Here is a 26,775-nt window from a genome sequence, read left to right on the forward strand (position 1 = left end):
TTATATGTACGGGCCGCCATGGGCTGCACGCCCCGTCATACCTTCGGCAGCGTAAGCAGCGTATAAGAGACACGTTAAGAAGGTCGCCAAGAAGGCCACCGCGAAGAAGGCGGTGAAGAAGGTCGCCAAGAAGACCACCGCGAAGAAGGCGGTGAAGAAGGTCGCCAAGAAGGCCACCGCGAAGAAGGCGGTGAAGAAGGTTGCCAAGAAGGCTACCGCGAAGAAGGCGGTGAAGAAGGTCGCCAAGAAGGCCACCGCGAAGAAGGCGGTGAAGAAGGCCACCAAGAAGGCCGCCCCGAAGAAGGCGGTGAAGAAGGTCGCGAAGAAGGCCGCCGCCAAGAAGCCGGCCGCCCGCAAGAAGAAGGCCGCTCCGGTCGCGCTTCCGGCAACCCCGGCGCCGCTGATCTGATCCGGCACTGACGCTGCACCTGGAACTCCTTCCCCGACTGCCCAGCGGGGAGGGAGTTTTTTTATGCGCGGGATGCTTCCGCAGGTTCCACCGCCACCCGCAGGAGTGACGTAAGTCGCGACCCGTAACGTAACCGGAAGGCCTGGCCTCGCCTTGCTCCCGCGACAGCGGCGTGCTTCCTCCGGAATGAAGAAGGCGGCCACGCGGGCCGCCCTTGGTTCTTCCCGTGCGCCCGCCTCAGCGTGGCGAAGCGGTGGCGCGGTTGGAAACGATGCCCTTCTTGCCCTGCGGCGCGTTGTCCTGGGTGCCTTCGACCATCAGGTTGTCGCTGCCGAAGTCGACGTCCACGTCCAGCCAGCGCTGCGCCGGCAGGCCGATGGCGTGGTCGAGGATGGTCGGCATCAATCCGCTCGGCACGCTGCTTTCGCCGTTCCACAGGATGGCGATGCCCAGGTCGCGCTCGGGCAGCAGGGCGACCAGGCCGCGGTAGCCCTGCACCGCGCCGGCATGGAACACCACCGGGTGGCCGGAGTAGTCGAACACGCGCCAGCCCAGCGCGTAGCCGGCCGAATCCAGCCGCTGGTGGCGCCAGCCCGAGCGCATCTCGCCAGGGGTAGTGATCAATGGTGCGTGCAGCGTCGCCAGCAACGGTGCCGGCAGCACGTCGGGGCGGTGCCCGGTATGGGCCAGCAGCCATTGCGCCATGTCGCTGGCGCTGGCGTTGACGCCGGCGGCCGGGGCGACGCGGTAGTAGGTGGGCTTGGGCATCAGCGATACCCAGCCGTTGCGGCTGCGCACGTGCGGGCGCGCCCAGTGCGGGCTGGCCTGGATGCCGGCCAGGCCCATGCTGGCATCGTTCATGCCCAGCGGCTTGAACAGGCGCCGCTCGACGGCCTGCTCGTAGAAGCTGCCGGAGGCGGCGTAGACCACGTCGCCGATCAGGCTGAAGGCGACGTTCTGGTAGGCATAGCACTCGCCGGGGTCGCACTTGAGCGGTGCGCTGGCCAGCTTTCGGGTCAGCGTGTAGTAGTCGGCGTTGGCCTCGACGTCGCGGTCGTAGGCGTTGTACGGCAGGCCGACGCGGTGGCTGAGCACGTCGGCCACGGTCAGCTTGCCGGTGGCCTCGGGCGTGGCGAGGCGGAAGCCGGGCACGTAGTCGGTGACCTTGCTGTCCCAGCGCAGCGTGCCGTCGTTGACCAGCAGCCCGGCCATCGTGCCGGCGAAGGCCTTGGACAGCGACGCGAGGCGGAACACGGTGTGCGCATCCACCGGCTGCGGGTTGCCGATGTCGGTGACGCCGTAGCCTCGCGCGGAAAGAATGCGGCCGTTCTGCACGATCGCCATCGCGATGCCGGGCACGCGGTTGCCGTAGGTGAGCTGCTCGGCCATCGACTCGATGGCGGCGACGTTGAACCCGGCCGGCAGCGGTTGCACCTGGTCCGGGCGCAGCGACACGCGCCAAGGCATCGGCTGGGTCGGCGACGGCGCGGGAGCGTTTTCCAGATTGACCGGCAGGGCCGCGGGCGCCTGCGATACCGAGGCCAGCGAGGCCGGTGGGGTCTGCGCGGTGGACGACAGTGCGAAGGGCATCAACACACCGAGCAATCCCGATGCCACCGGGCGGAAACGCCGGCGCCTGTTGTTCTCTTTCATCGTGATCGATGCCTGTAAGCCAAGGCTGTCGGCGATTCTAGCGCCGCTTTTCGCCATTGCACAAACAAGAGGAAGATGAATGGGCATGATATTGATATTTCTTGTTTTTCCTTGAACTCCAACTGTGACGGTCGGTACTTTCCAGACCCTTGCAGATGGTCCGCAATCCCATAGCGCGCATCCTGGAGCGCCGGAGGTTTCCCGGGGAAGTCACCAGCGCATCAGGGTGCGCTCTACGTTGTCCGGATCAGCGCCGCGGCGCGTTCGGCGATCATGATCGTCGGCGCGTTGGTGTTGCCGCTGACCAGCGTGGGCATCACCGAGGCATCGACCACGCGCAGGCCGTCGATGCCGCGCAGCCGCAGCTGCGGATCGACTACCGCGGTGGCGTCGCTGCCCATGCGGCAGGTGCCGACCGGGTGGTAGATGGTTTCGGCCTTGGCGCGGATGAACGCCGCCAGCCCGGCGTCGTCCAGGTCTTCGCGCTCGGGGAAGATCGGTGCCCGACGCCAGCGGTCGAAGGCCGGTTGGCGCAATATGTCGCGGCTCAGGCGTGCGGCTTCGACCATCATTTTCAGGTCGAAGCCTTCGGCGTCGCTCAGGTAATTGGCGTGGATGCGCGGCGGCGTGGCCGGGTCGGCGCTGGCCAGCGCGATGTGGCCGCGGCTGCGCGGATGCAGGTAGCAGGCGTGCAGGGTGTAGCCGTCGCCGGGCAGGCGGTGGCGGCCGTGGTCGTCGAGCATCGCCGGCACGAAGTGGAACTGGATGTCGGCGCGCTCGTCGGGCGCGAAGCGCGAGCGCACGAAACCGCCGGCCTCGGCGACGTTGCTGCAACCGGCGCCACGGTGGCCGCGCAGGAACCAGTCGAAACCGATCTTCAGTTCGCTGGCGCGGTCGTAGCTGACGCCGGGCACGGTGCCGTACAGCGTGCAGATGTCCAGATGGTCCTGCAGGTTGGTGCCGACCTGCGGCTGGTCGAGTTGCACCGCGATGCCCTGCGCGCGCAGCGCGTCGGCCGGGCCGATGCCGGAGAGCATCAGCAGTTGCGGCGAGTTGACCGCGCCGGCACTGAGCAGTACTTCGCGCCGCGCATGCAGTTGTTCGTGTTGCCGACCACGGCGCAGGGCGATGCCGTGCGCGTGGCCGGCGTCGATCAGGATGCGCTCGACCAGCGCGCCGGTCAGCACCTGCAGGTTGCGGCGCTGCCTTGCCGGCGCCAGGTAGGCGGCGGCCGACGAACAACGCGCGCCGTCCTTCTGCGTGACCTGGTACAGGCCGACGCCGGCATGCATGGGGCCGTTGAAATCGTGGTTATGGGCATGCCCGGCCTGCATGCCGGCTTCGATGAAGGCATGGCTGAGTGGATTGACGTGGCGCAGGTCACTCACGTGCAGCGGACCGGCGTCGCCATGCAGCGCATCGCCGCCGCGCGTGTTGCATTCGCTGTTGCGGAACCACGGCAGCACGCTCGCCCAGTCCCAGCCCTCGGCACCGGCGGCGGCCCAGCGGTCGTAGTCGCCGGGCACGCCGCGCACGTAGCACATGGCGTTGATCGAACTGGAACCGCCCAGCACCTTGCCACGTGGCCACCACAGCCGGCGGTCCTGCAGCTGCGGCTCCGGCGCGGTGTCGTAGCTCCAGTTCAGGCGGCGGTTGTCGACCAGCCGCGCCAGCCCGGCCGGCATGTGGATGAACGGGTGGCGGTCGCGCGGGCCGGCCTCGACCAGCAGCACCTGCACCTGCGGGTCGGCGCTGAGCCGGTTGGCCAGCACGCAGCCGGCCGAGCCGGCGCCGACGATGATGTAGTCGTATTCCTGCATCGCGCTCCCCCTTGGACGTGCCGCCAGCATAGCCGGCGCAGACCGTCGCACTGGCGATGTTGCAGTGCATCGGATACCTTGCGCGCTTCATCGCGTGGAACGCGCAAGGCATGCAGTCCAGTCGGGGCAGGGTACACAGCGGGGAATGGCCGGCCGTCGCGCTGTCCTTCGCCTACTTCTTTTGCGTGCTGGCCGCGTACTACGTGATCCGGCCGCTGCGCGAGCAACTGGCCGCGGCGGTCGGCTCGACCCAGTTGCCGTGGTTCTACGGCGCGACCTTCGTCGGCACCCTGCTGCTGACGCCGTTGTTCGGTGCGCTGGTCACGCGCTGGCCGCGGCGGGTGGTGATGCCGCTGGTCTACGTGTTCTTCATCGCCTGCCTGATCGGCTTCGTGCCGCTGTTCGCGTGGCCGGAGCTGCTGACGCCGCGCACCCTGGGCATCCTGTTCTTCGTCTGGGTCAGTGTGTTCAACCTGTTCGTGGTGTCGGTGTTCTGGAGCTTCATGTCCGACATCTGGAGCACCGAGCAGGCACGGCGGCTGTTCCCGGTGATCGCGGTGGCGGGCACGCTGGGTGCGGTGGCCGGACCGACGCTGACGCGCTCGCTGGTCGGCGTGATCGGCGTGGCGCCGCTGCTGGTGGTGTCGGCGGTGCTGCTGTGCGCGGCGCTGGGCTGCGTGGTCGCGCTCGGGCGCTGGGCGCGGGTGCATGGCGCGCGGCGGCACGAGCCGGGCCACGAGGCAGCGGTGGGCGGTGGCATGTTCGACGGGCTGAAGCAGGTGTTCGCCGACCCGTTCATCCGCAGCATGTCGATCCTGCTGCTGTTGGCCGACGGCATCGGCACGGTGAACTACGCGCTGGTGGCCGACTACTCCGGCGCCACCTTCGCCGATGCGGTGGCGCGCACGCGCTTTGCCGCCAATGTCGATCTGGCTGGCAACGTGTTGACCGCGATCACCCAGCTCACGCTCACCCGCTGGCTGCTGCCGCGCAAGGGGCCGGGCATCGTCATCATGCTGTGGGCGCTGGCCAGCATCGCGGTGCTGCTGCTGGTGCTGTTCGCGCCGGACCCGCGTGCGCCGCTGTTGTTCGGCATGCCGGCAGTGGCGATCGCGCTGATCGTCAGCCGCGGGCTGGCCTATGGCATGGCCGAGCCGGCGCGGCACAGCCTCTACACCCGGGTGCCGCGCAACGTGCGCTACAAGGGCCAGAACGCGGTGGACACGGCGGTGTGGCGCTTCGGTGACCTGTCCATCGCGCTGGGCATGAACGGGCTGCGCCTGCTCGGCATCGGCACCGCCGGTTTCGCCGGCATCAGCGCAACCGCGGCGGTGATCGCCGCCGGCATCGGCTGGCGGCTGTCGCGCCGCACCGAGGGTGCGGTGGTGCCGCCGACCGGGACGCCGGCTTCTCCCTGAGTGCCGGTAATGGTGGCCGGCCACGCACGCCGCAGGTGCCGTCGATTCAGGCCTTGCTGTCGCGCACCGGCGACAGCCACATGTCGATGCGCGCCTGGAACACCTCGCTGCCGGCACGGTCGCGGATGCTGACCACGACCGGCAACGCATGGGCCTCGGTGGCGGCAACGATGGCTTGCGCCGGCAGCGCGATGGCATGGAGGCGGCCACGGGCCTTGGCCAGGTACTGCACTTCCATGCCCTTGGGGATCCAGCGCATGCCGGCCGGCAGCGATGCGTCCACCATCAACCCCGCGGTCAGTTCGGCCAGGTTGCACAGCGCGATCGCATGCACCGTGCCGATGTGGTTGCGCACCTTGCGGCGGTCGGACAGCGTGCCTTCGCAGCGGCCGGGTTCGAGCACAGTGATGCGCGGGGAAATGCTGGCGAAGTAGGGTGCCTTGAAGCATATGGCACGTGCGAACAGCCAGTGTCCGCCGGGCCAGCGGGTGATGCGGCGGTAGAGCGACAACAGGGGCGTGGTCATGTCTTCTCCCGAAAAGGAAACGGCGGGCAGTGCCCGCCGTTTCCGGTTTTGCCGATGGCTGCCGGTGCTCAGGCAACCTGCGCGGGGCGCTGGCCCTCGCGGTCGTAGTACGAGGCCGCACGCAGTTCGTGCGGCTCGAAGTCGTCCACGGTGATCGTGTCCAGGGTGATCGCGCGCAGCTCTTCCAGCAGGGTGCGCTCGTCCTGGGTGATGACGCCTTCGGCCACCGCCTCGTCCAGCTGCGTGGCGAAGGTCAGCGCCTCGATGCCCTTGGTCTTGAGTGCCTTGAGGAACTTGCGTTCCACCGGCTCGGCCATCACCGCCTTGCTCAGGTAGCTGTTGATGCGGCCGCCGGGGTTGTTCTCGCACGGGGTCAGGAACACGCCACGGGCGAGGCTGTCGCGGGCTTCGTTCGGCGACATCAGCAGCGCGGCGACGCGGCGGCTCAGGCGGTCGCCCGGGGCCTCGGCGCGGCGGCCGAACGGGAAGATCAGCGCCCACATCAACCAGCCGATCGGGCGGATCGGGAAGTTGCGCAACGCGGCCGACAGCGACTCCTCGATGCGGTGCACGCTGTCGTGGAACGCCCATGCCAGCAGCGGCTGCTCGGCGCTCGGCGCGCCTTCGTCGTGGTAGCGCTTGAGCATCGCGCTGGTCATGTAGATGTGGCTGAGCACGTCGCCGAGGCGGCCGGACAGCGATTCCTTGAACTTCAGCTTGCCGCCCAGCGTCATCATCGAGATGTCGGCCATCAGCGCCAGGTTGGCCGAATAGCGGTCGAGCTTGCGGAAGTAGCGGCGGGTATAGGCATCGCCCGGCGCCGAACCGAAGCGTGCGCCGGTCAAGCCGAACCAGAACGAACGCACCGCGTTGGAGATGCCGTAACGGACGTGGCCGAACAGCGCCTTGTCGAACTCGCGCAGGCCGGCCTTGCGGTCCTCGTCCTGCGCCGCCTTCATTTCCTTCAGCACCCACGGATGGCACAGGATCGCGCCCTGGCCGAAGATCAGCAGGCTGCGGGTCATGATGTTGGCGCCTTCGACCGTGATGGCGATCGGCGCGGCCTGCCAGCTGCGGCCGGCGAAGTTGCGCGGGCCGAGGATGATGCCCTTGCCGCCGATGATGTCCATCATGTCGCTGATGCACTCGCGGCTCATGTTGGTGCAGTGGTACTTGGCGATGGCCGACGGCACCGACGGCACGTCGCCGCGGTCCACCGCAGCGGCCGTGGCCTGCGACAGCGCGCTGATCTTGTAGGCCTTGCCGCCGATACGGGCCAGCGCTTCCTCCACGCCCTCGAAGCGGCCGACCGACAGGCCGAACTGCTTGCGGATGCGCGCATAGGCGCCGGTGATGACCGCGCCGGCCTTGGCGCCGCCCGAGGCGGTGGAGGGCAGGGTGATCGAACGGCCCACGGCGAGGCACTCGTTGAGCATGTTCCAGCCCAGGCCACGCTTTTCCGGGCCGCCGATGATCTGGCTCAGCGGGATGAACACGTCCTTGCCGCGCACCGGGCCGTTCTGGAACGGCGAGTTCAGCGGGAAGTGGCGGCGGCCGACCTCGACGCCGGCGGTGTCGCGCGGCAGCAGCGCCAGGGTGATGCCGATGTCCCTGGTGTCGCCGAGCAGGCCATCCGGGTCGTACATGCGGAACGCCAGGCCGATCAGCGTGGCCACCGGCGCCAGCGTGATGTAGCGCTTGTCGAAGGTCAGCTTCAGGCCCAGCACTTCCTCGCCGTTCCAGGTGCCCTTGCAGACGATGCCGAAGTCGGGGATGGAGGTGGCGTCGGAGCCGGCAAACGGGCCGGTCAGGCCGAAGCACGGTACCTCGATGCCCTCGGCAAGGCGCGGCAGGTAATAGTCCTTCTGTTCCTTGGTGCCGTAGTGGTTGAGCAGTTCACCCGGGCCGAGCGAGTTCGGCACGCCGACGGTGGAACTGACCACGCTGGAGATGGATGCCAGCTTCTGGATCACCTTGTGGTGCGCCAGCGCGGAGAAGCCCAGGCCGCCGTATTCCTTCGGGATGATCATGCCGAAGAACCTGTTCTTCTTGATGAAGGCCCACAGCTCCGGCGGCAGGTCGGCGTGGACGTGGGTGATCTCCCAGTCGTTGACCATCCTGCACAGCTCTTCGACCGGGCCGTCGAGGAAGGCCTGTTCCTCGTCGGTGAGCTGCGGCTTGGGGTGGTTGAGCAGGATGTTCCAGTCCGGGTCGCCGGTGAACAGCTCGCCCTCGAAACCGACCGACCCGGTTTCCAGCGCGATGCGCTCGGTCTTGGACAGCGGCGGCAGCACCTTGCGGAACACGCCGATGAACGGGCCGGTGATCAGCGGCTTGCGCAGGAACGGCAGCAGCACCAGCGCGCTGACGAAGGCGACGATGGCAGCGGCGACGATCACCGCGGTTTGCTGCACGCCGCCGAACCAACAGGCGGCCAGCAGTGCCGCGCTGATGACGGTCCAGACGACCAGCTTCATGCGGTGGTAGGCGACGAAGGCGCCTGCAAGCAGCAGGGCCAGGAAGGGTAGGACGATGCTCATGGACGTGCTCCGGTAACGTGCTCGGTTCGGGCGGACGCCGCGGCGGCGGGTGCCGGGGGCAGGGCGTCCAGATAGTTCAATACGGCGGCGGTGAATGCGTCGTTGTCGTCACCGGCCACCATATGCGTGGCGTCGGGCAGATGCACGTGTTGCGCGTGCGGGGCCAGTGCGAGGAATTCTTCCACGGTCTGTGGCGTGACCAGGTCGCTGCGGCCGCCGCTGACCAGCAGCAGCGGGCATTGCACGCGGCGCGCAGCCTCGGCGATGGCGCTCTGGTGTTGTTCGCTGTCGCGCGCCAGTTCGGCCACCAGCCGCGGATCCCAGTGCCAGTTCCAGCGGCCTTCGGCGGTGGGGCGCAGCAGGGTGCGCAGGCCATCGCCGCTCTTGCGCGGGCGGTGCGGCAGGTAGGCGGCGATGCTGTCGGCGGCCGCTTCCAGCGATTCGAAGCCCTCTGGGTGCGCGCTCATGAAGGCAAGGATGCGCTCCACGCCGCGGGTCTCCCAGCGCGGGGTGATGTCCACCAGCACCATTGCCGCGAACAGGCCGGGCCAGCGTGCCTCGGCCATCAGCCCGAACAGCCCGCCCATCGACGCGCCCACCAGCACCGGCGGGCGCGGCAGTTCGCCGGCCACCACGATCAGGTCATCGGTGAACTGATCGCCGTGGTAGGGCAGCTCCACCGCGTTCCAGTCCGAACCGCCGTGGCCGCGCGCGTCATAGGCCAGCGTTGCGTGGCCTGCTGCCGAGAGCGCGGCCATCGTTGCCGTCCACGCACCGCGCGTCTGGCCGAAGCCATGTGCGAACAGGACCGGCGGCTTGCTGCCGGGGGTTCGGCTGGCGGCCAAGCCGATGCCGTGGGCACCTTCCAGTTGGATGTCCTGCATGTGCATGCGCGACCAATGCGAGTAACCGTACTCGATGGTATGGATATGTCGCATACCCTGTCAATACTGCTGGGTATGGAGCGGAGACCCCGTTGGCGTTGGGCTTCACCGGGGTACGGGGCACGGGTCCATCACGATCCGTGGCCTGCACATACTGCAACCAGTCCCCGGCGTATGGTTAAATCGGCACATGAACGAGTCTCCAGTTTCGCCGGCGGAATCCCGCGGTACGCGCAACAGCCGCCTCAGTGCGGACGACTGGGCCCAGGCAGCCCTCGACCTGATCGCCGAACAGGGCGTCGGCGCGGTGGCGGTGGAACCGCTGGCCCGCCGCCTGGGGGTCACCAAGGGCAGCTTCTACTGGCATTTCCCCTCGCGCGACGCATTGCTGCAGGCGGCATTGGAACGCTGGGAACTGGTCGAGCAGCAACAGGTGTTCGGCAGTCTGGAAGAAGTACCGGACCCCCGGACCCGCCTGCGCGCGCTGTTCCAGCTGGTCGCCCACGAAGTGACGCCGCACATCATCTACAGCGAACTGCTCAAGGCGCTGGACAACCCGCTGGTGCGCCCGGTGATCGACCGCGTCTCGCAGCGCCGCCTGGAATACCTGATGGCCTCGTTCCGCCAGGCCGGCCTCAGCTCCACCGATGCCCGCCACCGCGCGCGCCTGGCCTACGCGGCCTACGTCGGCTTCCTGCAGCTGTCGTTGCAGCTGCAGCAGCCCAAGCAGGCCCGCGAGGAATTCGAGGCCTATGTCGAGCATGTGATCGAGACGTTGATCCCGGTCGGTTGAGCCGTGATGAAGGCTGGGGTCGCAATGTGGCGATCCGCGGCGGAGATTTGAAGAAAAATGGCCCGGAGAAATCCGGGCCATTTCTGTTCCATTCGACGAACCGGCGACCAGACGCCAGCGGTTCCGCTCAAGAATGGCATCTGAAATGAAGTCGCGCGAGGATCAGAGATCCTGCTCGTAACGCACGTACGGGATCGCGCCGTCGTCGTTGTTCTCGCTGCGGGGCGAGAAGGGGTTCTTGCCGCGGGTGATGACGTTTTCGGCGCCCACGGTGAGCTGGCCGCTCCACGGGGTGCGCCAGGTCAGGCCCAGACCCAGGCCTTCCCACTTGCCGGGTTGGTTGGGGGAGTCGATGACGCGGCCGATGATGTTGGCGCTGAAGGCGCCGTAGCCGCCGCCCAGGTTCAGGCTCTTGCTGTCCCACTGGTCGACGATGGCCGGCGAGGCGTCGCTGAGCGGGATCAGGCGGGCCTTGGCGTAGGTGCCGCCGATGGAGACGAAGCCTTCGCGGCCGATGTTCTTCTGGCCGAAGACGGTCAGGTCGTTCTGCTCCATGCGCGCGGCCGGTGCTTTCGCGGTGCCGGACAGCCAAGCCGGCAGGGTGTCGCGGCCGGTGCCGGCGCTCAGGCCGAAGCGGCCGCCGGGACGATTGAACGCGGTGGTCGCCGAGAGGTGGCGGCCGTTGTCGTCATCGTCGTCGCCGAGGCTGGCGAGCATGCAGTGGCTGGCCAGCCCGCTGATGCTGCCGCCGCGGCTGCTGTTGCACAGCAGGCCGAGCGAGTCGCCGGAGGAAAGGCCGAAGGCGGCGTCGAGCGAGTTGCGGCCGAAATGCCAGCGGGCGCCGGCCGCCTGCTCGCCGGTGGGTTCGAGGTAGAGCAGCGCTTCAACCTTGCCGCTGCCCTTGTTCCAGACCGGCAGGACGGTGCCGTCGGAACCGGTTTGCGGCTTGTTCTGCGCATGCACGCCGGCCGCCGCCCCGAGGGCGATCAGCAAGGCTAGCGGCAGGCGCAGGAAGGCGTTCATGGACTCGATATGACCGGTGGACCCCCGGGAAGTTCCCGGTTCGTGAGGCAATGAATCCTAAATTGTTCATGTTTTTTTAACAAGATGCCCCATCCAAGGGGCAACTTGCCGGCATCCCATGTCACTGCAGCCGCTCGGGCGCGGGTTGGGATGCCGGCCCCGTGCTGAACAATACGCCGAATTCGGTCAGAGGGAAGCGGTATTCCTGCCCGCAGAATTCGCAGCGTACCTCCACCTGCCCGGTGGGCTCGGCGGCGGCGCGGGCTTCTTCCTCGCCCAGCGACTGCAACATGCCGGCCACGCGCTCGCGCGAGCAGGAGCAGCCGAAGCGCAGGGGCTTTTCGCCCACCAGCTGCGGATGCTCCTGATGGAACAGGCGATGCAGCAGGGCAGGGCCGTCGGTGGCCAGCAGTTCGTCGTGCGCCAGCGTGTCGAACAGCGCCCCGGCGCGGACCCAGCCGTCGCCGTCGCCCTCGTCGCCGGGCAGCTTCTGCAGCAGCAGGCCGGCGGCGTGCTGGCCGTCGGCGGCCAGCAGCAGGCGCGTCGGCAGCTGTTCGGAATGCCGGAAATAGTTCTCGAATGCCTCGTCCAGGCCATTGCCCTGCAATGCCACCAAACTCTGGTAGCGCTGGGGCTCGCGGGGATCCAGACCGGGGTTCTCGATGGTGATGGCCAGCAGCGCGTCGTCGCCCAACTGGGCAAGGTCGCCGGGGGCATCCTCGCCGTCTTCGAGCTGGGCGATGCCGCGCAGGGTGCCGGCGGAAGTGCACTCGGCGAACAGGGTGCGCAGCGCGGAGTTGCTGCGCAGCTGCACCGACAAGCGCCCGTCGATCTTGATGTGGCCGGTGAACAGCGCCGAGGCGACGCAGGCTTCGCCGAGCAGGCGGGCGGCGGCCGGGCGGTAGTCGCCGTGCGACAGGATTTCGCGCCAGCTGCCGGAAAGGCGCACGTGGGCGCCACGCACGCCGGCTTCGGGCAGCAGGAAGCGGACAAGGAGGTCGGACGTTTCGGTCATGGGAATCTGCGCGTGAGGGGACGCCGGTGCCGGATAATGTGCCGGACGTCGGGATTCGGGGCAGGCAGACAATGGGGGCGGAGCAGGACGAGCGCAAGGCGGACGGGGGGCGGCCACGCCGTCGCTGGTGGCGCTGGTTGTGGCGGATTCCCTGCGCGTTGCTGGTGTTCAGCATCGTGCAGGTGGGGGTGCTGCGCTTCGTCGATCCGCCGTTTTCCAGCGTGATGGCACTGCGCCAGCTGGAAGCCTGGGGGCAGGGCGACTGGGCGTACCGCATCCATTACCAGTGGCGCGACCTCGATGCGATGGCCGCCAGCGTGCCGATTTCGCTGGTGGCGGCCGAGGACCAGCGCTTTCCGTTGCACAACGGCTTCGACCTGGATGCGATCGAAAAGGCGCTGGACCACAACGCCAAGGGCAAGCGCCTGCGCGGCGGCAGCACCATCAGCCAGCAGGTCGCCAAGAACCTGTTCCTGTGGCAGGGCCGCAGTTGGCTGCGCAAGGGGTTGGAAGCCTGGTACACGGTGCTGATCGAGGCGTTGTGGCCGAAGCAGCGGATATTGGAGATGTATGCCAACGTGGCCGAGTTCGGAGATGGCGTCTATGGCGTGCAGGCGGCGGCGCAGCGTTTCTGGCACAAGGATGCGGCGCGTTTGAGCGCGGGCGAGAGCGCGCGGCTGGCCGCGGTGCTGCCGTCGCCACGGCGTTACAGCGCGACCAGGCCCGGTCCCTTCGTGCAGCGCCGCGCGGACTGGATACAGCGGCAGGCGCGGCAGCTGGGCGGGCCGGGGTATGTCGAGTAGGTCGGGGTTACATCCCCGACGCGATTGTGCAAGGCGTCGGGGATGTAACCCCGACCTGCCGCGACAGGGTGTTCCCGGCAATGCCCCGTCGCGCGCCAAGGCGCGCTCCTCCGTAGAATCGATGCATGACTTCCCGTGAACGCCTGACCATCGTCGTCGCCGCCTGCAACGAGCAGGACGCCCTGCCGTTGCTGCACCCGCGCATCCGTGCCGAACTGGAGCGCATGCCCGACATCGACGGCCGCGTGCTGTACGTGGACGATGGCAGCAGCGATGCCAGCTGGGCGCTGATGCAGCAACTGGCAGCCAGCGACCCGCAGGTGGCGGCGCTGCGCCTGTCGCGCAACTTCGGCAAGGAGGCCGCGCTCAGCGCCGGGCTGGATTTCGTCGACGACGGCGCGGTGCTGATCCTCGACGCCGACGGCCAGGACCCGCCGGAACTGATCCCGCAGTTCGTCGCGTTGTGGCGGCAGGGGTACGACGACGTCTATGGCACGCGCCTGGCGCGCGATGGCGAAGGCTGGCTGAAGCGCGCCACCGCGGCGGCGTTCTACCGGGTGATCGGGCGCCTGTCGAAAACGCCGATCCCGGCCGACACCGGTGATTTCCGCCTGCTCTCGCCGCGTGCGCTGGCCGCGCTGCGGCAGTTGCGCGAGCGCCAGCGCTTCATGAAGGGGCTGTTCGGCTGGGTTGGTTTCCGCCGTGTCGCATTGCCCTACCGGCGCGCGCCGCGCATGGCCGGGCGCAGCAAGTTCGGCTTCTGGAAATTGTGGAATTTCGCGCTGGAAGGCATCACCAGTTTTTCCACCGCGCCGCTGCGGGTGGCGACCTACCTGGGCCTGTTCACCGCGGCCTCGGCATTCGGCTTCGGTGCCTGGGTGGTGGGCAAGGCGGCGCTGTACGGCGACCGCGTGGCCGGTTGGCCGACGATGATGGCGGTGATCCTGTTCCTCGGCGGCGTGCAGCTGATCGCGCTGGGCCTGATCGGCGAATACCTCGGCCGCCTCTACATGGAGGCCAAGCAGCGGCCGCTGTACCTGGTTGACACCTGGCGGCCGGCGGACGTGGCAGTATCGGCTGCATCGGCCAACACGGGAGAACGCCATCATGCAGACCGTTCGACAGTTGCTCGGGAACAAAGCGCCTGAGATCCACGCGGTGACGCCGCAGGCCGCGGTGATCGACGCGATCCGGCTGATGGCCGAGAAGGGCATCGGCGCGGTGCTGGTGATGGAAGGGGCGCGGCTGGCCGGCATCCTGTCCGAGCGCGACTACGCGCGCAAGATCGTGCTGCGCGACCGCTCCTCGCGCGACACGCCGGTGGCGGAAATCATGACCGCCGAAGTGGTCACGGTGGCGCCTTCGGCCACGGTGGAGCACTGCCTGCAACTGGTGACCGACCGCCGCATCCGCCACCTGCCGGTGGTCGAGGAGGGCGGCGTGGTCGGCGTGATCTCGATCGGCGATCTGGTCAAGGCGGTGATCGAGGAGCAGCGCCAGGAACTGGGGCAACTGCAGCAATACATCACCGGCGGCTGAGCCGGTCGCTTCGCCGCGGCGGCGCTATTTCGCGTAGTGGCCGCCGCAGTCCGCATCCTTGCCGGGGCCGGTTTCGATGGTGGCCAGCAGTGCCGCCGGCGGGGCGATGCTGCCCAGGGTCAGGGCGACCGCGCCGCGCAGGCCCAGTGCCTTGAAGTCGGGGCGGAACGACGGGTCCTTGAAGGTGCCGCCGATGCGCAGCGGCGAGCGCAGGGCGAGGATGCTCTTGTCCTTGGGCCGCGGCCGCAGCAGCAGGTCCAGCTCCTCGCGCTTGAGGCTGACGTTGCCTTCGCCGACCACCAGCGTGTCGGTGGTGTCGAAAGCCAGCGCCTGCGCCTGCATCAGCCCGTCGCGCACGCCGAAGTCGGCGAAGGCGCAGCGCAGCGGGATCTGCTTGTCGCCGGTGAACAGGAACTTCAACGACTCGGCCACATCCAGCCCGGCCAGCTCCATCAGCAGGTTGCCGACGTGGCCGCGGCCCATACCGAGGGTCACGTTGCCGTTGCTGCCGCCGAGCATGGCGGCGATGGAGTTGCCGGTGCCCGACAGCCGTACCTGCCCGCCGATGCCGCCGGAAGCCTGTTCGGCCAGTTTCGCGTCGGGGAACAACTGGCCGAGCTGCACGCCGCGCACGCTGACGTCGAGCGCGGTGGCGATGCGTGGCCGGCGCGCGTCCATGCGGATGGTGCTGCGGATGTCGCCGCCGGCCACGCCGAAGTCCAGCGGCTCCAGCCGCAACAGGCCGTCGTCGAGCAGCAGGTGCGCGTCCATGTCGTCCAGCGGCAGCGACGGTGAATTGATGCGGTGGGCCTTCCAGCGCACGTCGGCATCCATCGCCCGCAGCTTGCCGAGGTCGTACGGCGTGTCGGGCAGGACCGTGGGCCTGGCCGCCTGCGCGGTGGCCCTGGCCTTCTGTTCGGGATTGGCGGTTTCGCCGCCGCCGGTGCCTGGCTGGGCGCCGACGAAGCCGGCAAGGTCGTCGAAATCCAGCCGGCGCGACACCAGATTGGCGGTCAGGCGCGGGCGTTCGCCGGCCACGTCGATGCGCACGTCGCCGGCCAGGTCGCTGTCGCCCACCTGCCCGCTGAAGCCTTCGTAGCGCCAGACTTCATGGTCGCGCTTGAGCCGGCCGTCGAGCCGGTAGGGGGGCGAGGAAGGGATCGCGATGCCGATCAGCGGATACAGGTCCTCCAGATCCTGCCCGCTGAGGCGGAACTGCAGGTCGAACACCTGCAGCTGGAACGGGTTGGTCAACGTGCCGCTGGCCACGGCGTGGGTGGCGCCGGCATGGCCGTCGAGGTGGAGGCGGAAGGGGTGTCCGCTGTCGGCCAGCTGCAGCGGCGACTCGGTGCCGCCGCGCACGGTGAAGGAGGCACCGCGCCAGCGGCCCTCGCCTTCCAGCAGCAGGGGCGGCGCGGCGCCGGGCTGCTTCGCCTTGCCGCTGCGGACGTCGAGCCGGACGTCGGTGCGGCCGGCCTCGTCGAGGAACTGCAGCTTGCCGTCGTCGACGCGCAGGCGCTTGAGCTGCAGCGGCTGGCCGCCACCGCCGCTGGGGAAATTCCAGTTGCCCGGTTCCCCCGGTTGCGGGGCGGCCTGCAGCAGTATGTCGGGGCGGACAAGGCGTATCTCCGGCAACTGCACGCTGCCGCGCAGCAGTGGCCACAGGCGCAGGTCGATTTCCACCCGGTCGGCGCGGGCCATGTCCGGTCGCTTCGCCCAGCCGGCATTGGCGAAGGTGATGCGGTCGGCGCGGAGGGTGCTGGTGCGGCCGAGATCGACGTCGAGGTTGCCGATGTGCAGGGCGCGGCCGGTGCGTGCCTGCACCAGGCGTTCCACCGGGCCCTTGAACCAGTTCCAGTCCCATAGCGCCAGCAGCACGACGAGGGCCGCGAGTAGCACGGCGGCAGCCACCAGCCAGCGCTTGCCGGGGCGATGGCGCCGGCGCGACACACGCGGCGCGGAAGGAGCAGCCGGAGTATTCATGCGGCCATGGTCGCCGCTGCACCGTGGACGCGGCGCGAAGCGTTCATTCGTGCCGCGTGCAGGTTCCGTTGCCGCCATGCATGAAACGGCGGCGATGGAGCGTTCGCTAGAGGATCTGCGCCGTTACCGAGACGAAGTGGCAGACGCTGCCGGCGATGACGAACAGGTGCCAGATGGCGTGCGAATAGCGCACCGATTCGCGGTGGTAGAAATACGTGCCCAGCGTGTAGAACACGCCGCCGGTGAACAGCCAGCCGAGGGTGAAGCCATCCAGTTCGCGCCACATCGGCTTGATCGCCACGATCACCAGCCAGCCCATTGCGATGTAGATCAGCGTCGAAAGGCGCTTGAGGCGGCCGGTGTAGAACAGCTTGAACACCACCCCGGCCACGGCCAGCGTCCAGATCGCGGCGAACAGCCCCCAGCCCCACGGGCCGCGCAGACCGATCAGGGTGAACGGCGTGTAGGTGCCGGCGATCAGGATGTAGATCGCGCAGTGGTCGAAGATCTTCAGCCGGCCCTTGGCGACCGGGTGCTGGATGGCGTGGTACAGCGTGGAGGCGGTGTAGAGCAGCAATAGTGCGACGCCGAAGACGATGGCGCTGGCCAGCTGCCAGCCGTCGCCGTAGATCGCGGCCAGCGTTATCAGCACTGCGCCTGCGCCCAGTGCAGTGACCGCACCGAGGCCGTGGGTGAGGGCGCTGGCGATTTCCTCGCGGATGTCGGCGACGCGCTGTTGCAGACTGGAAGGAGGCATGGCGGGCACGTTACCGCAACGCAGCATGCGGCGCATCCCTACGCCGGCGGGGGATTCTGGATGGTGGGACAGCATGCCCGGTAGCGCCCGACCGTTGGTCGGGCGGCGAGGATTTCAGCAGGCTGATGGATCGTGCCGACCAACGGTCGGCACCCACCGCATGTCCGCAGGGCGCACCTCGGTGCGCTTCTGCGCGATCACTCGACCGAGATGCTGTGCGCCGCTTCGCGGGTGGCGGCGAAGCGCACGTCCGGCGCGCGTTCCTGCGCCAGTTGCAGGTTGACCCGGGTCGGGGCCAGATAGACCAGATGGCCGGCGGCATCGACGGCGAGGTTGTTGGCGTTCTTCTCGCGGAACTCTTCCAGCTTCTTCTCGTTGCCGCAGCTGACCCAGCGTGCGGTGACCACGCCGACAGGCTCGAACACCGCCTCCACGCCGTATTCGTCCTTCAGCCGGTAGGCGGCCACGTCGAACTGCAGCACGCCGACCGCGCCGAGGATCAGGTCGTTGCTCATGATCGGGCGGAAGAACTGGGTGGCGCCCTCCTCGGACAGCTGCGCCAGGCCCTTCTGCAACTGCTTGAGCTTGAGCGGGTCCTTCAGGCGCGCGCGGCGGAACAGTTCCGGGGCGAAGTTGGGGATGCCGGTGAAGGTCACCTGCTCGCCTTCGGTGAAGGTGTCGCCGATGGAGATGGTGCCGTGGTTGTGGATGCCGATGACGTCGCCCGGCCAGGCCTCGGCGGCGATCTCGCGGTCGGAGGCCATGAAGGTCAGCGCGTTGGCCAGCTTCATTTCCTTGCCGGTGCGCACGTGGAAGGTCTTCATGCCGGCGGAGAACCTGCCCGAGCATACGCGCATGAACGCCACGCGGTCGCGGTGCTGCGGGTCCATGTTGGCCTGGATCTTGAACACGAAGCCGGTGAGCTTTTCTTCCTGCGGGGCGACGTCGCGGCCGGTGGTGGCGCGCGCTTGCGGCGCAGGCGCGTGTTCGACGAAGAAATCCAGCAGCGGCTGCACGCCGAAATTGTTGACGCCCGAGCCGAAGAACACCGGGGTCTGCTCGCCGCGCAGGTAGGCGTCCTTGTCGAACGGGTGGCTGGCGCCCTGCACCAGTTCCAGCTCGTCGCGCAGGTCGGCCAGCATCTTCTCGCCGATCTTCTCGGCCAGGCCGGGGGCATCCAGCGACGGGAAGATGGTCGAATCCTGGCGGGTGAAGTTGCGGCCCGGTTCGTACAGGTGCACCTCGCCGGTCAGCAGGTGCACCACGCCCTTCAGGCGCTGGCCCATGCCGATCGGCCAGGTCACCGGCGCGCACTGGATGCCGAGCACGGTCTCGACCTCGTCCAGCAGCTCGATCGGGTCCTTGCCCTCGCGGTCGAGCTTGTTGATGAAGGTCATGATCGGCGTGGTGCGCAGCCGGCACACCTCCATCAGCTTGATGGTGCGCTCCTCGACGCCCTTGGCGACGTCGATGACCATCAGCGCGCTGTCCACCGCAGTCAACACGCGGTAGGTGTCCTCGCCGAAGTCGGCGTGGCCGGGGGTGTCGAGCAGGTTGACGATCTTGCCCTCGTAGGGGAACTGCATCACCGACGAAGTGACCGAGATGCCGCGCTCCTTTTCCAGCGCCATCCAGTCCGAGGTGGCGTGGCGCGCGGCCTTGCGGCCCTTGACCGAGCCGGCCATCTGGATCGCGCCGCCGAACAGCAGCAGCTTTTCGGTCAGCGTGGTCTTGCCGGCGTCGGGGTGGGAAATGATGGCGAAGGTGCGGCGGCGCGCGGCTTCGGTGGCGACTTCGGGCATGGCGGCTGCGCCTGCGACGGGCGCGCTGAGGGAAGGGAAGCCGGCGATTATAGCGGGTCAGGGCAGGGCGCCTGTTTCCCGTGGAAAGCGCAGCTCGCCCTGCGGGCCGGCCATGCGGAACGGGATCGAGGCCAGCGCCAGCCCGGTGTTGGCCTGCACCGCGAAGTGCAGGTGCGGGCCACTGCTGCGGCCGCTGTTGCCGGAGCGGGCGAGCGCCTGCCCGGCCTCCACGTGCTGGCTGGGGCGCACGCGAAAACTGCCGGCTTGCAGGTGGGCGTACACGGCCATGCTGCCGTCGGCGTGCAGCACCCGCAGCAGGCTGCCGTCGTCCGGGGCGTCTTCCACCGCCTGCATCACCGTGCCGGCGCGCGCGGCGAGGACCGGCGTGCCCTCGGCCAGCGGGAAATCGACGGCATGGCGGTTCTGCGCGTCGGTGTGGCTGTAATGGCCGCCGAAGCCCTGGCTCACGCGCACGCGCATGGCGTCGAACGGCAGGCGGTAGAGGTGGTCGTCGGGACGGGCGGCCGGGTCGCCGGGGAAGGCGTCGAGCAGCCAACGGACCGGGCCGGCCCCGTCGTCGCGCCAGAGCAGTTCGCGTTGCTCGCCGGCGGCCAGCAGTGTCGCCGGCGCGGCCTCGCCGCCGCTGGCGGCGTCGCGCAGCCGGACCTGCACCGGGCCGGCCAGCAGGTTGCGTACCCGTGCCGAGTGGCCGCTGCCGCGCACCTGCAGCTGCAGGAGGACGAAGCGGGTGTCGTGGCGGGTTTCCGCAGCAGGTGCCGTACCCGCCAGCCCCCAGCCCTGCCGCCATTGCGGACCGGACGCGCCGCCGGAGGCCGGCAGTACGAGCAACGCGGACAGGAACAGGAACGGCAGCCGGGGCATGGCGGGTCGGGGAGCGGGGACGCGCGGATTATGCCGGGGTGGTTGCATCGGAAACTCCATCGCTCCATCCGAATAAAGAGATTGACACTGGCGAAAGGGGCTGGCATCGTGGCGCCACCATCGAGACCGGCAGAGGGACAGGCCCTTTGAAGCCGGGGCAACCAGCAGACGCGAAAGCGCCTGTGCTTGGTGCCAAATCCTGCGGTGACCTCTGTGTCCGCCGAAAGATGGTTCGATCCGTGCCACGCACGGCGAACACGGGCCCGCGAAGCTCGATGGCTGCTCCTCACCGGATACCGCCATGCGTTTCGCCACTGCCACCGCCGCCCGAGAATTCCCGGCCGTCCCCCTCGACAGCGCCCCGCGCGCGCTTCCCGCCGTGCGCGGGGAAATCGAGCTGCGGCTGGCGATGCGCCATGCCGGCGAGCGCAGCCTGCGCCTGCGCTACGAGCTGGTGGGCGCGGCCGAGGCGCCGGTGGTGCTGGTGGCCGGCGGCATCTCCGCGCACCGCCACGTCGCGGCCAATGCGGTGTTCGACGAGAAGGGCTGGGCCGAAGGGCTGGTCGGCGTCGGCCGCGCGCTGGACCCGCAGCGCCGTCGCCTGCTCGGTTTCGACTTCATCGGCGCCGACGGCGAGCTGGACGTGCCCATCGACACCGCCGACCAGGCCGAGGCCGTTGCCCTGCTGCTCGATGCGCTGGGCATCGAGCGCCTGCACGGCTACGTCGGCTATTCCTATGGCGCGCTGGTCGGCATGCAACTGGCCATCCGCCATCCGCAGCGGCTGCACAGGCTGGTCGCGGTCAGCGGTGCGCACCGCCCGCATCCCTATGCCTCGGCGTGGCGTGCGCTGCAACGCCGCGCGGTGGCGCTGGGCCAGCTGCAGTGCGCCGAAACCCACGGGCTGGCGCTGGCCCGCCAGTTCGCCATGCTCAGCTACCGCACGCCGGAAGAATTCGGCGAACGCTTCGACGCCGCTCCGGAAGTGGTCAACGGCCGCGTGCGCGTGGCCGCCGAGGACTACCTCGACGCCGCCGGCGCGCAATACGTCGCCCGCACCCGCGTCAATGCCTACCTGCGCCTGTCCGAATCCATCGACCTGCACCGCATCGACCCGGCCGCCATCGACGTGCCGACGCTGGTGGTCGCCGTCGAGGGCGACCGGCTGGTGCCGCTGTCCGACCTCGTCTCGCTGGTCGAGGGGCTGGGCACGCGCGGCAGCCTGCGCGTGCTGCGCTCGCCCTATGGCCACGACGCCTTCCTCAAAGAAACCGATCGCATCGACGCGATCCTCGCCAACGCCCTGAGCCTTCCCGGAGAAACCGCATGAGCCTGTCCAACGCTTCCGACGTGTCCTGTTGCCGCGCCACCGCCGCGGTGCGCGCCGGCATCGACCGCGATACCGCCTTTGGCGCGGTGACGCCGCCGATCGTGCTGTCGTCCAACTTCAGCTTCGATGGCTTCGGCAACAAGCGCCAGTACGACTACACCCGCAGCGGCAACCCCACCCGCGACCTGCTGGGCGAGGCGCTGGCCGAACTGGAAGGCGGCGCCGGTGGCGTCATCACCTCCACCGGCATGGGCGCGATCAACCTGGTGCTCAACGCGCTGCTGCAGCCGGGCGACAAGCTGGTGGTGCCGCACGACGCCTACGGCGGCAGCTGGCGCCTGTTCAACGCGCTGGCGACCAAGGGCCATTTCGAGCTGATCACCGCCGACCTGACCCAGCCGCAGTCGCTGGCCGACGCGCTGGCGCAGTCGCCGGCGCTGGTGCTGGTGGAAACCCCGTCCAACCCGCTGCTGCGCATCACCGACCTGCGCTTCGTCATCGACGCCGCGCACAAGGCCGGGGCCAAGGTGGTGGTGGACAACACCTTCCTGTCGCCGGCGCTGCAGAACCCGATCGCCTTCGGCGCCGACGTCGTGCTGCATTCGACCACCAAGTACGTCAACGGCCACAGTGACGTGGTCGGTGGCGCGGTGATCGCGCGCGACGCCGAACTGCACCAGCAGCTGACGTGGTGGGCCAACGCGCTGGGCCTGACCGGCTCGCCGTTCGATGCCTTCCTGACCCTGCGCGGCCTGCGCACGCTGGATGCGCGCCTGCGCGTGCATCAGGAAAACACCCGCGCGCTGGTCGATGTGCTGGCCGCCAGCGATGCGGTCGCCAAGGTCTATTACCCCGGCTTGGAGTCGCATCCCGGCCATGCCGTGGCCGCGCGCCAGCAGAAGGGCTTCGGCGCCATGCTGTCCTTCGAGCTGGCCGAGTGCGCCGGCGCCGATCCGCAGGCGGCGGTGCGCGCCTTCGTCGACGGCCTGCGCTACTTCACCCTGGCCGAGTCGCTGGGCGGCGTGGAAAGCCTGGTCGCGCACCCGGCGACCATGACCCATGCGGCGATGACCGCCGAAGCGCGGGCCAAGGCCGGCATCAGCGATGGCCTGCTGCGCCTGTCCGTCGGCATCGAGGCCAGCGAGGACCTGGTGGCCGACCTGCAGGCCGGGCTGGCGCGGGCCGCGCAGGTGCTGGCCGATGCCGGCAATGGCGGGGCCGCACGCAAAACGGTGGAGGCGTGAGCGCCTGTCTGAACGAGGTGCAGGTGGCGCAGCCGCGACTGCTGCTGCTCGGCACCGGTACGGTCGGCTCGGCCTTCGTCGCGCGCTACCAGGCATTGCGGCAGCGGCCGCTGGCGTTGCCCAGCCTTGAGATCGTCGCCAATTCGCGCATCGCGCTGGCCTGCACCGATGCGCCGGACGCGGCGTTGGCGCAGGCGCGCGACGCGCAGGGCGGCGGCGCGCAACAGCGCCGGGAAATCGGCCGCCTGCATGCCGGCGACATCGTCGTCGATGCCACCGCCAGCGAGGACGTGGCCGCCGAGCATGCGCAGTGGCTGGCGCAGGGCGTCCACGTGGTCACCGCCAACAAGCTGGGTAACGGCACCACGCTGGCACGCGCACGGCGGATCGACGGCATCGTCGCCTCCGGCGCCGCGTGCTATGGCGATGCGGCCACCGTCGGCGCCGGCCTGCCGCTGCTGTCGAGCATCCGCGCGCTGGTGGCCGGCGGCGACCATATCCATGCGATAGAGGGCGTGCTGTCCGGCTCGCTGGCATGGCTGTTCCACCGCTTCGACGGCAGCCAGCCGTTCTCGGCCTGCGTGCGCGAAGCGGCGGCGGCCGGCTACACCGAGCCGGACCCGCGCATCGACCTGTCCGGCGAGGACGTGCGCCGCAAGCTGCTGATCCTCGCCCGTGCCGCCGGCGTGGCGCTGGAGCCGGCGCAGGTGCAGGTCGAATCGCTGGTGCCGCCGGCACTGGCTGCGCTGCCTGCGGCGCAGGTCGGTGCGGAACTGGAGCAACTGGACGCGCCGCTGCACGAAAGGCTGCGGCAGGCGCGCGGGCAGGGGCAGGTGCTGTGCTTCGTCGGTCGTTTCGACATGCGCGGGGCCAGCGTCGGCCTTTGCGCGCTGCCGGCCGACCATCCGCTGGCCGGCGGCCGTGGCACCGACAACCGCGTGGCGATCCACAGCGACCGCTACAGCCGGCAGCCGCTGCTGATCCAGGGGCCGGGCGCGGGCGCGGAAGTCACCGCGGCGGCGCTGCTGGACGACGTGCTGCGCATCGCCGCGGGCAGGTAGCCCGCTCCGCCGACCTTTCGTCGCGCCGGGTTTCATCGGGACGACCCCATGCGGGGCGAGCCCCGCATCTACAACAGATGGCCTCGCGACTGGTAGGTGCCGGGCTTGCCCGGCACGGGGGCTTTCCCGGGACGGCTCCATACGAGGTGAGCTCCGCATCCATGGCAGGTGGCCCCGCATTTCGTAGCGTCGGGTTCGCCCGGCAAAGGGCATTCCCGAGATTGCCGCCCGCAGGGGAAATGCCCGTGCGGGGCATGCCCCGCACCTACGTGATCGTGCAGCGGGTTTCGCCGTCGAACATTTCCAGCAGGCCGTTTTCCACCAGCCACCACGGGTCGCCGCTGCTGGCGGTCAGGTCTTCCGGCAACTGCGCGCCTGGCGCCGGGCGGTAGGCGACCCAGCCGTTGCGGCCGCTGCTCTTGGCGCGGTACAGGGCGCGGTCGGCCAGGGTGACCAGTTGCTCCCAGCCGAGCAGTTGCGGGTAGGCGGGGAACAGCGGGCACTCGATCAGGCCGACCGACACGGTGATGCGGTGGTGCAGGCCGTTGCCGAGCTCGAAGTCGTGCTCGGCGATGCGGCTGCACAGGCGCTGCCCGATCTGCCCGAGGTCGCCGCGCGGCAGCGGGCGCAACACCAGCAGGAACTCCTCGCCGCCCCAGCGCGCCACGTAGTCGCCGCTGCGCTTGAGTTCGTTCAGCAGTTGCCCGAGCTGCTCCAGCACGCGGTCGCCGGCGGCGTGGCCGTGGGTGTCGTTGATCGTCTTGAAGTGGTCCACGTCGAGCAGCGCGAACACCACCGCCTCGCTGCCGTCGCGGTAGCTTTCGTCGCGCTCGTAGAAGGCCAGGTCGGCGGGGATCTGCTGGGCCAGGTAGCGCCGGTTGTGCAGGCCGGTGAGCGGGTCGGTGAAGCTGATGACTTCCAGCCGCGCGTTGGCGGCCTGCAGGTCGCGGGTGCGTTCCTGCACCAGCCGCTCCAGTGCGGCGCGCTGGCGCTTGTAGCGGTGCTTCAGGCCGAGGTAGCCCAGCCATATCGAGCCGGCCAGCAACAGGACCGCCAGCAGCCGGAAGGCCAGGGTTTCGTGCGGGCGCGGCGGGATCTCCAGCTGCAGGCGGGCCATGCCGGCCTGCGGGTCGCTGCTGCCGAAGTCGGCCACCTCGAAGGTGTAGCGGCCCGGCGGCAGGTTGCTGTAGCTGACCGAGCGCATGGCCGGGCTTTCCGGCTCGCGCCAGCCGTCGTCGTAGCCGCGCAGGCGGTAGCGCAGCTGCGGGGTGTGCATCGCCTCGAAGGTGGGCAGGGAAAACTCGATGCGCGGGCTGCGGGCGTTGAGCGGCAGCTGGAACTTGCCGGTACTCGGGTTGACCCACTTACCCTGCACCTGCAGGCCCTCGATGCGCACCTTGCGGGTGAAGGGCTGCTGCGGGGTAACCACGTCCACCAGCAGGGCGCCGTCGCGGGTGGGCAGCCACAGGCGGCCGTCGCGCAGCAGGCCACGGCTGTTGCCGGAGCCGTTGCAGCACTTGTCCTGCTGGCCGCCGCCCTGGTCGGCGCCGGAGTTGATGACCATCTGCACCGCCAGCGGGATTTTCGGGTCGGCCAGCGACTGGTCGATCGAGGCCAGCGGCAGGCGGTAGACGCCCTGCATGCCGGCCACCCACAGGTCGCCGTCCTTCTCGGCCAGGTGGAACGGGATATTGGCCGGCAGGCCGCGGTCGTGGCTCAGGTGGTGCCAGCGCCGGCCATCGAACACGCGCAGGCTTTCGTCGGTATTGCTGCCGAGCACCCAGCGGCCGTCCTGCAGTTCCAGCAGGGCGGTGACGGCGATGCCTTCGCCCAGCCCGGTGCCCTCGCCGGTGGCCAGGAGGTGGCCGTCGCGCCATTCGTACAGGCCGTCGTAGGTGCCGACCAGCAGCCGGTTGCCGCGGGTTTCCAGCACCAGCCGGATGCGTGCGTCGGCCAGCCCGTCCTTCTCATCGTAGTGGGTGAGCCGGTTGTCGGCATCCAGCAGGTACAGCCCCTGGGTGGTGGCGAACCAGTGGCGGCCGCTGTGGTCGCGGACGATGCCGTTGATCTGCGCGTTGCGCAGCGGGGCCAGCACCGCCGGTTGCTCTACCCTGCCCTGGCGCAGCACGGCCACGCCGGCTCGGGTGCCGATCCAGGTCTGCTCGCGCTCGGGCAGCAGGCTGTAGGCCTCCGGTTGCGGCAGCTGGGCGCCGCCGACGCGGTGCTGGAAGCGCCCGCCCTGCCATTCGTACACGCCGTTGTTGCTGCCGACCCAGATGTTGCCGTCGGGCCCGGCGGCGATCGACCACAGCAGCGGGTCGTTCAGGCCCTCGGGCTGGCTCAGGCGCCGGGTCCAGCCGTTCCACACGCGGGTGACGCCCTCGATCATGCTGCCCAGCCAGAGGTTGCCGGTGTCGTCCTCGTGGATGGAGCGAATGGCGATGCTGCCGGCCATGTTCTGGATGCGCTCGGCGGGCATGCCGTCGTGCAGCCGCTGCAGGTATTGCGGGGTCGCCACCCACAGGTTGCCGTCGCGGTCGGCGGCCAGGGCCTCCACCGCCTGCGGTGCCTCGCCGGGGCGGTTGCCGGCCGCTTTCCAGGTATGGCCCTGCAGCCGGAACAGGCCGTGGCGGGTGCCCGCCCACAGCTTGTCGCCGATTTTGGCCAGCGCGGTCACCGAGGTGTCGCGCACCGTGGCCGGCAGTGGATATTTCTCGATCCCGTCGCTGGTGACGTGGAAGACGCTGCCGGTGCTGCCGGCCCACAGGCCGTCATCCCCGTGCAGCAGGCTCAGCGTCGGGCCGGGCAGGGCGTGCAGGCGTCGCAGGTGCTTGTCGGCGACCACGTAGATGCCGTCCGGGCCGGTGACCAGCACCTGCCCGTCGGCTCCCCGGGCCAGTGCGTTGACCGGGAAGCTGCGTTCGGGCGCGTCGGCGGTGGCGCTGGCGGGAATGGACTGGAAGTGGCCGTCCTCGAACAGCACCAGCCCGCGCGCGGTGCCCACCCACAACCGCTGCGGCCCATCGGCCTGCAACGCCAGGATGTTGTTGCCCAGCTCCGAGGCGTCGTGCCGGGTGTAGCGCTGGAAGTGCACGCCGTCGAAGCGCGCCAGCCCGGCCTGGGTGCCGAACCAGAGGTAGCCGGCCGGGTCCTGGGTGATGGCCAGCACGCTGATCTGCGGCAGGCCCTGCTCCACGCCCCAGTTGTCGGTGACGTAGTCGCGGAACGGCTTGTCCGGGTCCAGCGCGGCCGCCGGGTGCGCCAGCGACAGCGAAAGGAGCAAAGCGGCACAC

21 protein-coding genes and 1 riboswitch are annotated in these 26,775 nt (G+C 69.3%); of the genes, 9 read left to right on the plus strand and 12 right to left on the minus strand.

Translation table 11 applies throughout. The annotated features are described in order from the left end of the window. Nucleotides 1-112: 112 nt before the first annotated feature. Nucleotides 113-409: a hypothetical protein gene (locus tag ABB34_RS05675; RefSeq protein WP_211258166.1), complete on the plus strand. Its 297-nt coding sequence runs from the start codon at nt 113-115 to the stop codon at nt 407-409. A 237-nt stretch (nt 410-646) separates the two neighbouring features. On the opposite strand, the gene ABB34_RS05680 is transcribed toward ABB34_RS05675, so the two are convergent. Then, nucleotides 647-2,062: a serine hydrolase domain-containing protein gene (locus ABB34_RS05680; protein ID WP_057640282.1), complete on the minus strand. Its 1,416-nt coding sequence runs from the start codon at nt 2,060-2,062 to the stop codon at nt 647-649. 233 nt (nt 2,063-2,295) lie between these two features. After that, nucleotides 2,296-3,882 (minus strand): GMC family oxidoreductase, encoded by a 1,587-nt coding sequence (locus tag ABB34_RS05685; protein WP_057640283.1) that lies wholly within the window; start codon nt 3,880-3,882, stop codon nt 2,296-2,298. A 110-nt stretch (nt 3,883-3,992) separates the two neighbouring features. Here ABB34_RS05685 and ABB34_RS05690 point away from each other — a divergent pair, with 110 nt between their 5' ends. After that, nucleotides 3,993-5,300 carry an NTP/NDP exchange transporter gene (locus ABB34_RS05690; RefSeq protein ID WP_057640311.1) on the plus strand — a complete coding sequence of 436 codons (1,308 nt, stop codon included), beginning with the start codon at nt 3,993-3,995 and terminating at the stop codon, nt 5,298-5,300. Nucleotides 5,301-5,346: 46 nt separating this feature from the next. Here ABB34_RS05690 and ABB34_RS05695 read toward each other — a convergent pair whose 3' ends face one another. The 3 genes from ABB34_RS05695 to ABB34_RS05705 all read right to left on the minus strand — a co-directional run bounded on the left by ABB34_RS05695 (nt 5,347) and on the right by ABB34_RS05705 (nt 9,256). Further along, nucleotides 5,347-5,826 (minus strand): hotdog fold domain-containing protein, encoded by a 480-nt coding sequence (locus tag ABB34_RS05695; RefSeq protein WP_057640284.1) that lies wholly within the window; start codon nt 5,824-5,826, stop codon nt 5,347-5,349. Between the two features lie 68 nt (nt 5,827-5,894). Next, entirely contained in the window at nt 5,895-8,366 is a 2,472-nt protein-coding gene (locus tag ABB34_RS05700; protein ID WP_057640285.1) for an acyl-CoA dehydrogenase, read from the minus strand. Then, complete coding sequence (locus tag ABB34_RS05705) at nt 8,363-9,256, minus strand: alpha/beta fold hydrolase (RefSeq protein WP_057640312.1); 894 nt, start codon at nt 9,254-9,256, stop codon at nt 8,363-8,365. The genes ABB34_RS05700 and ABB34_RS05705 overlap by 4 nt, the downstream gene beginning before the upstream one ends. A 184-nt stretch (nt 9,257-9,440) precedes the next feature. Between ABB34_RS05705 and ABB34_RS05710 the strand changes: the two genes are divergently transcribed. Next, nucleotides 9,441-10,043: a TetR/AcrR family transcriptional regulator gene (locus ABB34_RS05710; RefSeq protein ID WP_057640286.1), complete on the plus strand. Its 603-nt coding sequence runs from the start codon at nt 9,441-9,443 to the stop codon at nt 10,041-10,043. Between the two features lie 162 nt (nt 10,044-10,205). On the opposite strand, the gene ABB34_RS05715 is transcribed toward ABB34_RS05710, so the two are convergent. Both ABB34_RS05715 and hslO read right to left on the minus strand, forming a co-directional pair. After that, a complete protein-coding gene (locus ABB34_RS05715; RefSeq protein WP_057640287.1) occupies nt 10,206-11,066 on the minus strand; it encodes an XOO1806 family protein in 861 nt (286 codons plus the stop codon). Between the two features lie 121 nt (nt 11,067-11,187). Then, nucleotides 11,188-12,081 carry an Hsp33 family molecular chaperone HslO gene (gene hslO, locus ABB34_RS05720; RefSeq protein WP_057640288.1) on the minus strand — a complete coding sequence of 298 codons (894 nt, stop codon included), beginning with the start codon at nt 12,079-12,081 and terminating at the stop codon, nt 11,188-11,190. 71 nt (nt 12,082-12,152) lie between these two features. Here hslO and mtgA point away from each other — a divergent pair, with 71 nt between their 5' ends. From mtgA to ABB34_RS05735, 3 genes are all read left to right on the plus strand, one after another. Further along, nucleotides 12,153-12,884, plus strand: coding sequence for a monofunctional biosynthetic peptidoglycan transglycosylase (gene mtgA, locus ABB34_RS05725; protein ID WP_057640289.1), 732 nt, complete (start codon nt 12,153-12,155; stop codon nt 12,882-12,884). 125 nt (nt 12,885-13,009) lie between these two features. Continuing rightward, nucleotides 13,010-14,032 (plus strand): glycosyltransferase family 2 protein, encoded by a 1,023-nt coding sequence (locus ABB34_RS05730; protein ID WP_057640290.1) that lies wholly within the window; start codon nt 13,010-13,012, stop codon nt 14,030-14,032. Further along, nucleotides 13,992-14,423, plus strand: coding sequence for a CBS domain-containing protein (locus ABB34_RS05735; protein WP_057640291.1), 432 nt, complete (start codon nt 13,992-13,994; stop codon nt 14,421-14,423). Before ABB34_RS05730 ends, ABB34_RS05735 begins: the two co-directional genes overlap by 41 nt. A 24-nt stretch (nt 14,424-14,447) precedes the next feature. Here ABB34_RS05735 and ABB34_RS05740 read toward each other — a convergent pair whose 3' ends face one another. The 4 genes from ABB34_RS05740 to ABB34_RS05755 form a co-directional block, all read right to left on the minus strand. Then, nucleotides 14,448-16,406 (minus strand): AsmA family protein, encoded by a 1,959-nt coding sequence (locus ABB34_RS05740; protein ID WP_057640292.1) that lies wholly within the window; start codon nt 16,404-16,406, stop codon nt 14,448-14,450. A 106-nt stretch (nt 16,407-16,512) separates the two neighbouring features. Beyond that, complete coding sequence (gene trhA, locus ABB34_RS05745; protein ID WP_057640313.1) at nt 16,513-17,163, minus strand: PAQR family membrane homeostasis protein TrhA; 651 nt, start codon at nt 17,161-17,163, stop codon at nt 16,513-16,515. A 197-nt stretch (nt 17,164-17,360) separates the two neighbouring features. Continuing rightward, complete coding sequence (locus tag ABB34_RS05750) at nt 17,361-18,965, minus strand: peptide chain release factor 3 (protein WP_057640293.1); 1,605 nt, start codon at nt 18,963-18,965, stop codon at nt 17,361-17,363. 57 nt (nt 18,966-19,022) lie between these two features. Further along, complete coding sequence (locus tag ABB34_RS05755; protein WP_057640294.1) at nt 19,023-19,847, minus strand: M23 family metallopeptidase; 825 nt, start codon at nt 19,845-19,847, stop codon at nt 19,023-19,025. 114 nt (nt 19,848-19,961) lie between these two features. Further along, nucleotides 19,962-20,081, plus strand: a riboswitch (SAM riboswitch). 67 nt (nt 20,082-20,148) lie between these two features. On the opposite strand from ABB34_RS05755, the gene metX reads away from it, so the two are divergent. From metX to ABB34_RS05770, 3 genes are read left to right on the plus strand one after another with little or no spacing between them, the layout of a single operon-like run. After that, nucleotides 20,149-21,177, plus strand: coding sequence for a homoserine O-succinyltransferase MetX (metX, locus tag ABB34_RS05760; protein WP_083490079.1), 1,029 nt, complete (start codon nt 20,149-20,151; stop codon nt 21,175-21,177). Further along, nucleotides 21,174-22,421, plus strand: coding sequence for an O-succinylhomoserine (thiol)-lyase (locus ABB34_RS05765; protein WP_057640296.1), 1,248 nt, complete (start codon nt 21,174-21,176; stop codon nt 22,419-22,421). The genes metX and ABB34_RS05765 overlap by 4 nt, the downstream gene beginning before the upstream one ends. Then, nucleotides 22,418-23,482 (plus strand): homoserine dehydrogenase family protein, encoded by a 1,065-nt coding sequence (locus ABB34_RS05770; protein WP_057640297.1) that lies wholly within the window; start codon nt 22,418-22,420, stop codon nt 23,480-23,482. Before ABB34_RS05765 ends, ABB34_RS05770 begins: the two co-directional genes overlap by 4 nt. A gap of 265 nt (nt 23,483-23,747) precedes the next feature. Here ABB34_RS05770 and ABB34_RS05775 read toward each other — a convergent pair whose 3' ends face one another. Next, nucleotides 23,748-26,765: a ligand-binding sensor domain-containing diguanylate cyclase gene (locus tag ABB34_RS05775; protein WP_057640298.1), complete on the minus strand. Its 3,018-nt coding sequence runs from the start codon at nt 26,763-26,765 to the stop codon at nt 23,748-23,750. Nucleotides 26,766-26,775 lie beyond the last annotated feature (10 nt).

It is taken from the genome of Stenotrophomonas daejeonensis (assembly GCF_001431505.1).
Classification (GTDB): domain Bacteria; phylum Pseudomonadota; class Gammaproteobacteria; order Xanthomonadales; family Xanthomonadaceae; genus Stenotrophomonas; species Stenotrophomonas daejeonensis.

Excerpts from the sequence above, each read along its gene's own strand:
- hslO (WP_057640288.1), bottom strand. The coding sequence starts at position 12,081 with ATGACCGAAACGTCCGACCTCCTTGTCCGCTTCCTGCTGCCCGAAGCC.
- metX (WP_083490079.1), top strand. The coding sequence starts at position 20,149 with ATGCGTTTCGCCACTGCCACCGCCGCCCGAGAATTCCCGGCCGTCCCC.
- trhA (WP_057640313.1), bottom strand. The coding sequence starts at position 17,163 with ATGCCTCCTTCCAGTCTGCAACAGCGCGTCGCCGACATCCGCGAGGAA.
- ABB34_RS05705 (WP_057640312.1), bottom strand. The coding sequence starts at position 9,256 with ATGCACATGCAGGACATCCAACTGGAAGGTGCCCACGGCATCGGCTTG.
- ABB34_RS05690 (WP_057640311.1), top strand. The coding sequence starts at position 3,993 with ATGCAGTCCAGTCGGGGCAGGGTACACAGCGGGGAATGGCCGGCCGTC.
- ABB34_RS05730 (WP_057640290.1), top strand. The coding sequence starts at position 13,010 with ATGACTTCCCGTGAACGCCTGACCATCGTCGTCGCCGCCTGCAACGAG.
- ABB34_RS05750 (WP_057640293.1), bottom strand. The coding sequence starts at position 18,965 with ATGCCCGAAGTCGCCACCGAAGCCGCGCGCCGCCGCACCTTCGCCATC.
- ABB34_RS05700 (WP_057640285.1), bottom strand. The coding sequence starts at position 8,366 with ATGAGCATCGTCCTACCCTTCCTGGCCCTGCTGCTTGCAGGCGCCTTC.
- ABB34_RS05765 (WP_057640296.1), top strand. The coding sequence starts at position 21,174 with ATGAGCCTGTCCAACGCTTCCGACGTGTCCTGTTGCCGCGCCACCGCC.
- ABB34_RS05735 (WP_057640291.1), top strand. The coding sequence starts at position 13,992 with ATGCAGACCGTTCGACAGTTGCTCGGGAACAAAGCGCCTGAGATCCAC.
- ABB34_RS05715 (WP_057640287.1), bottom strand. The coding sequence starts at position 11,066 with ATGAACGCCTTCCTGCGCCTGCCGCTAGCCTTGCTGATCGCCCTCGGG.
- ABB34_RS05685 (WP_057640283.1), bottom strand. The coding sequence starts at position 3,882 with ATGCAGGAATACGACTACATCATCGTCGGCGCCGGCTCGGCCGGCTGC.
- ABB34_RS05755 (WP_057640294.1), bottom strand. The coding sequence starts at position 19,847 with ATGCCCCGGCTGCCGTTCCTGTTCCTGTCCGCGTTGCTCGTACTGCCG.
- ABB34_RS05740 (WP_057640292.1), bottom strand. The coding sequence starts at position 16,406 with ATGAATACTCCGGCTGCTCCTTCCGCGCCGCGTGTGTCGCGCCGGCGC.
- ABB34_RS05680 (WP_057640282.1), bottom strand. The coding sequence starts at position 2,062 with ATGAAAGAGAACAACAGGCGCCGGCGTTTCCGCCCGGTGGCATCGGGA.
- mtgA (WP_057640289.1), top strand. The coding sequence starts at position 12,153 with ATGGGGGCGGAGCAGGACGAGCGCAAGGCGGACGGGGGGCGGCCACGC.
- ABB34_RS05710 (WP_057640286.1), top strand. The coding sequence starts at position 9,441 with ATGAACGAGTCTCCAGTTTCGCCGGCGGAATCCCGCGGTACGCGCAAC.
- ABB34_RS05695 (WP_057640284.1), bottom strand. The coding sequence starts at position 5,826 with ATGACCACGCCCCTGTTGTCGCTCTACCGCCGCATCACCCGCTGGCCC.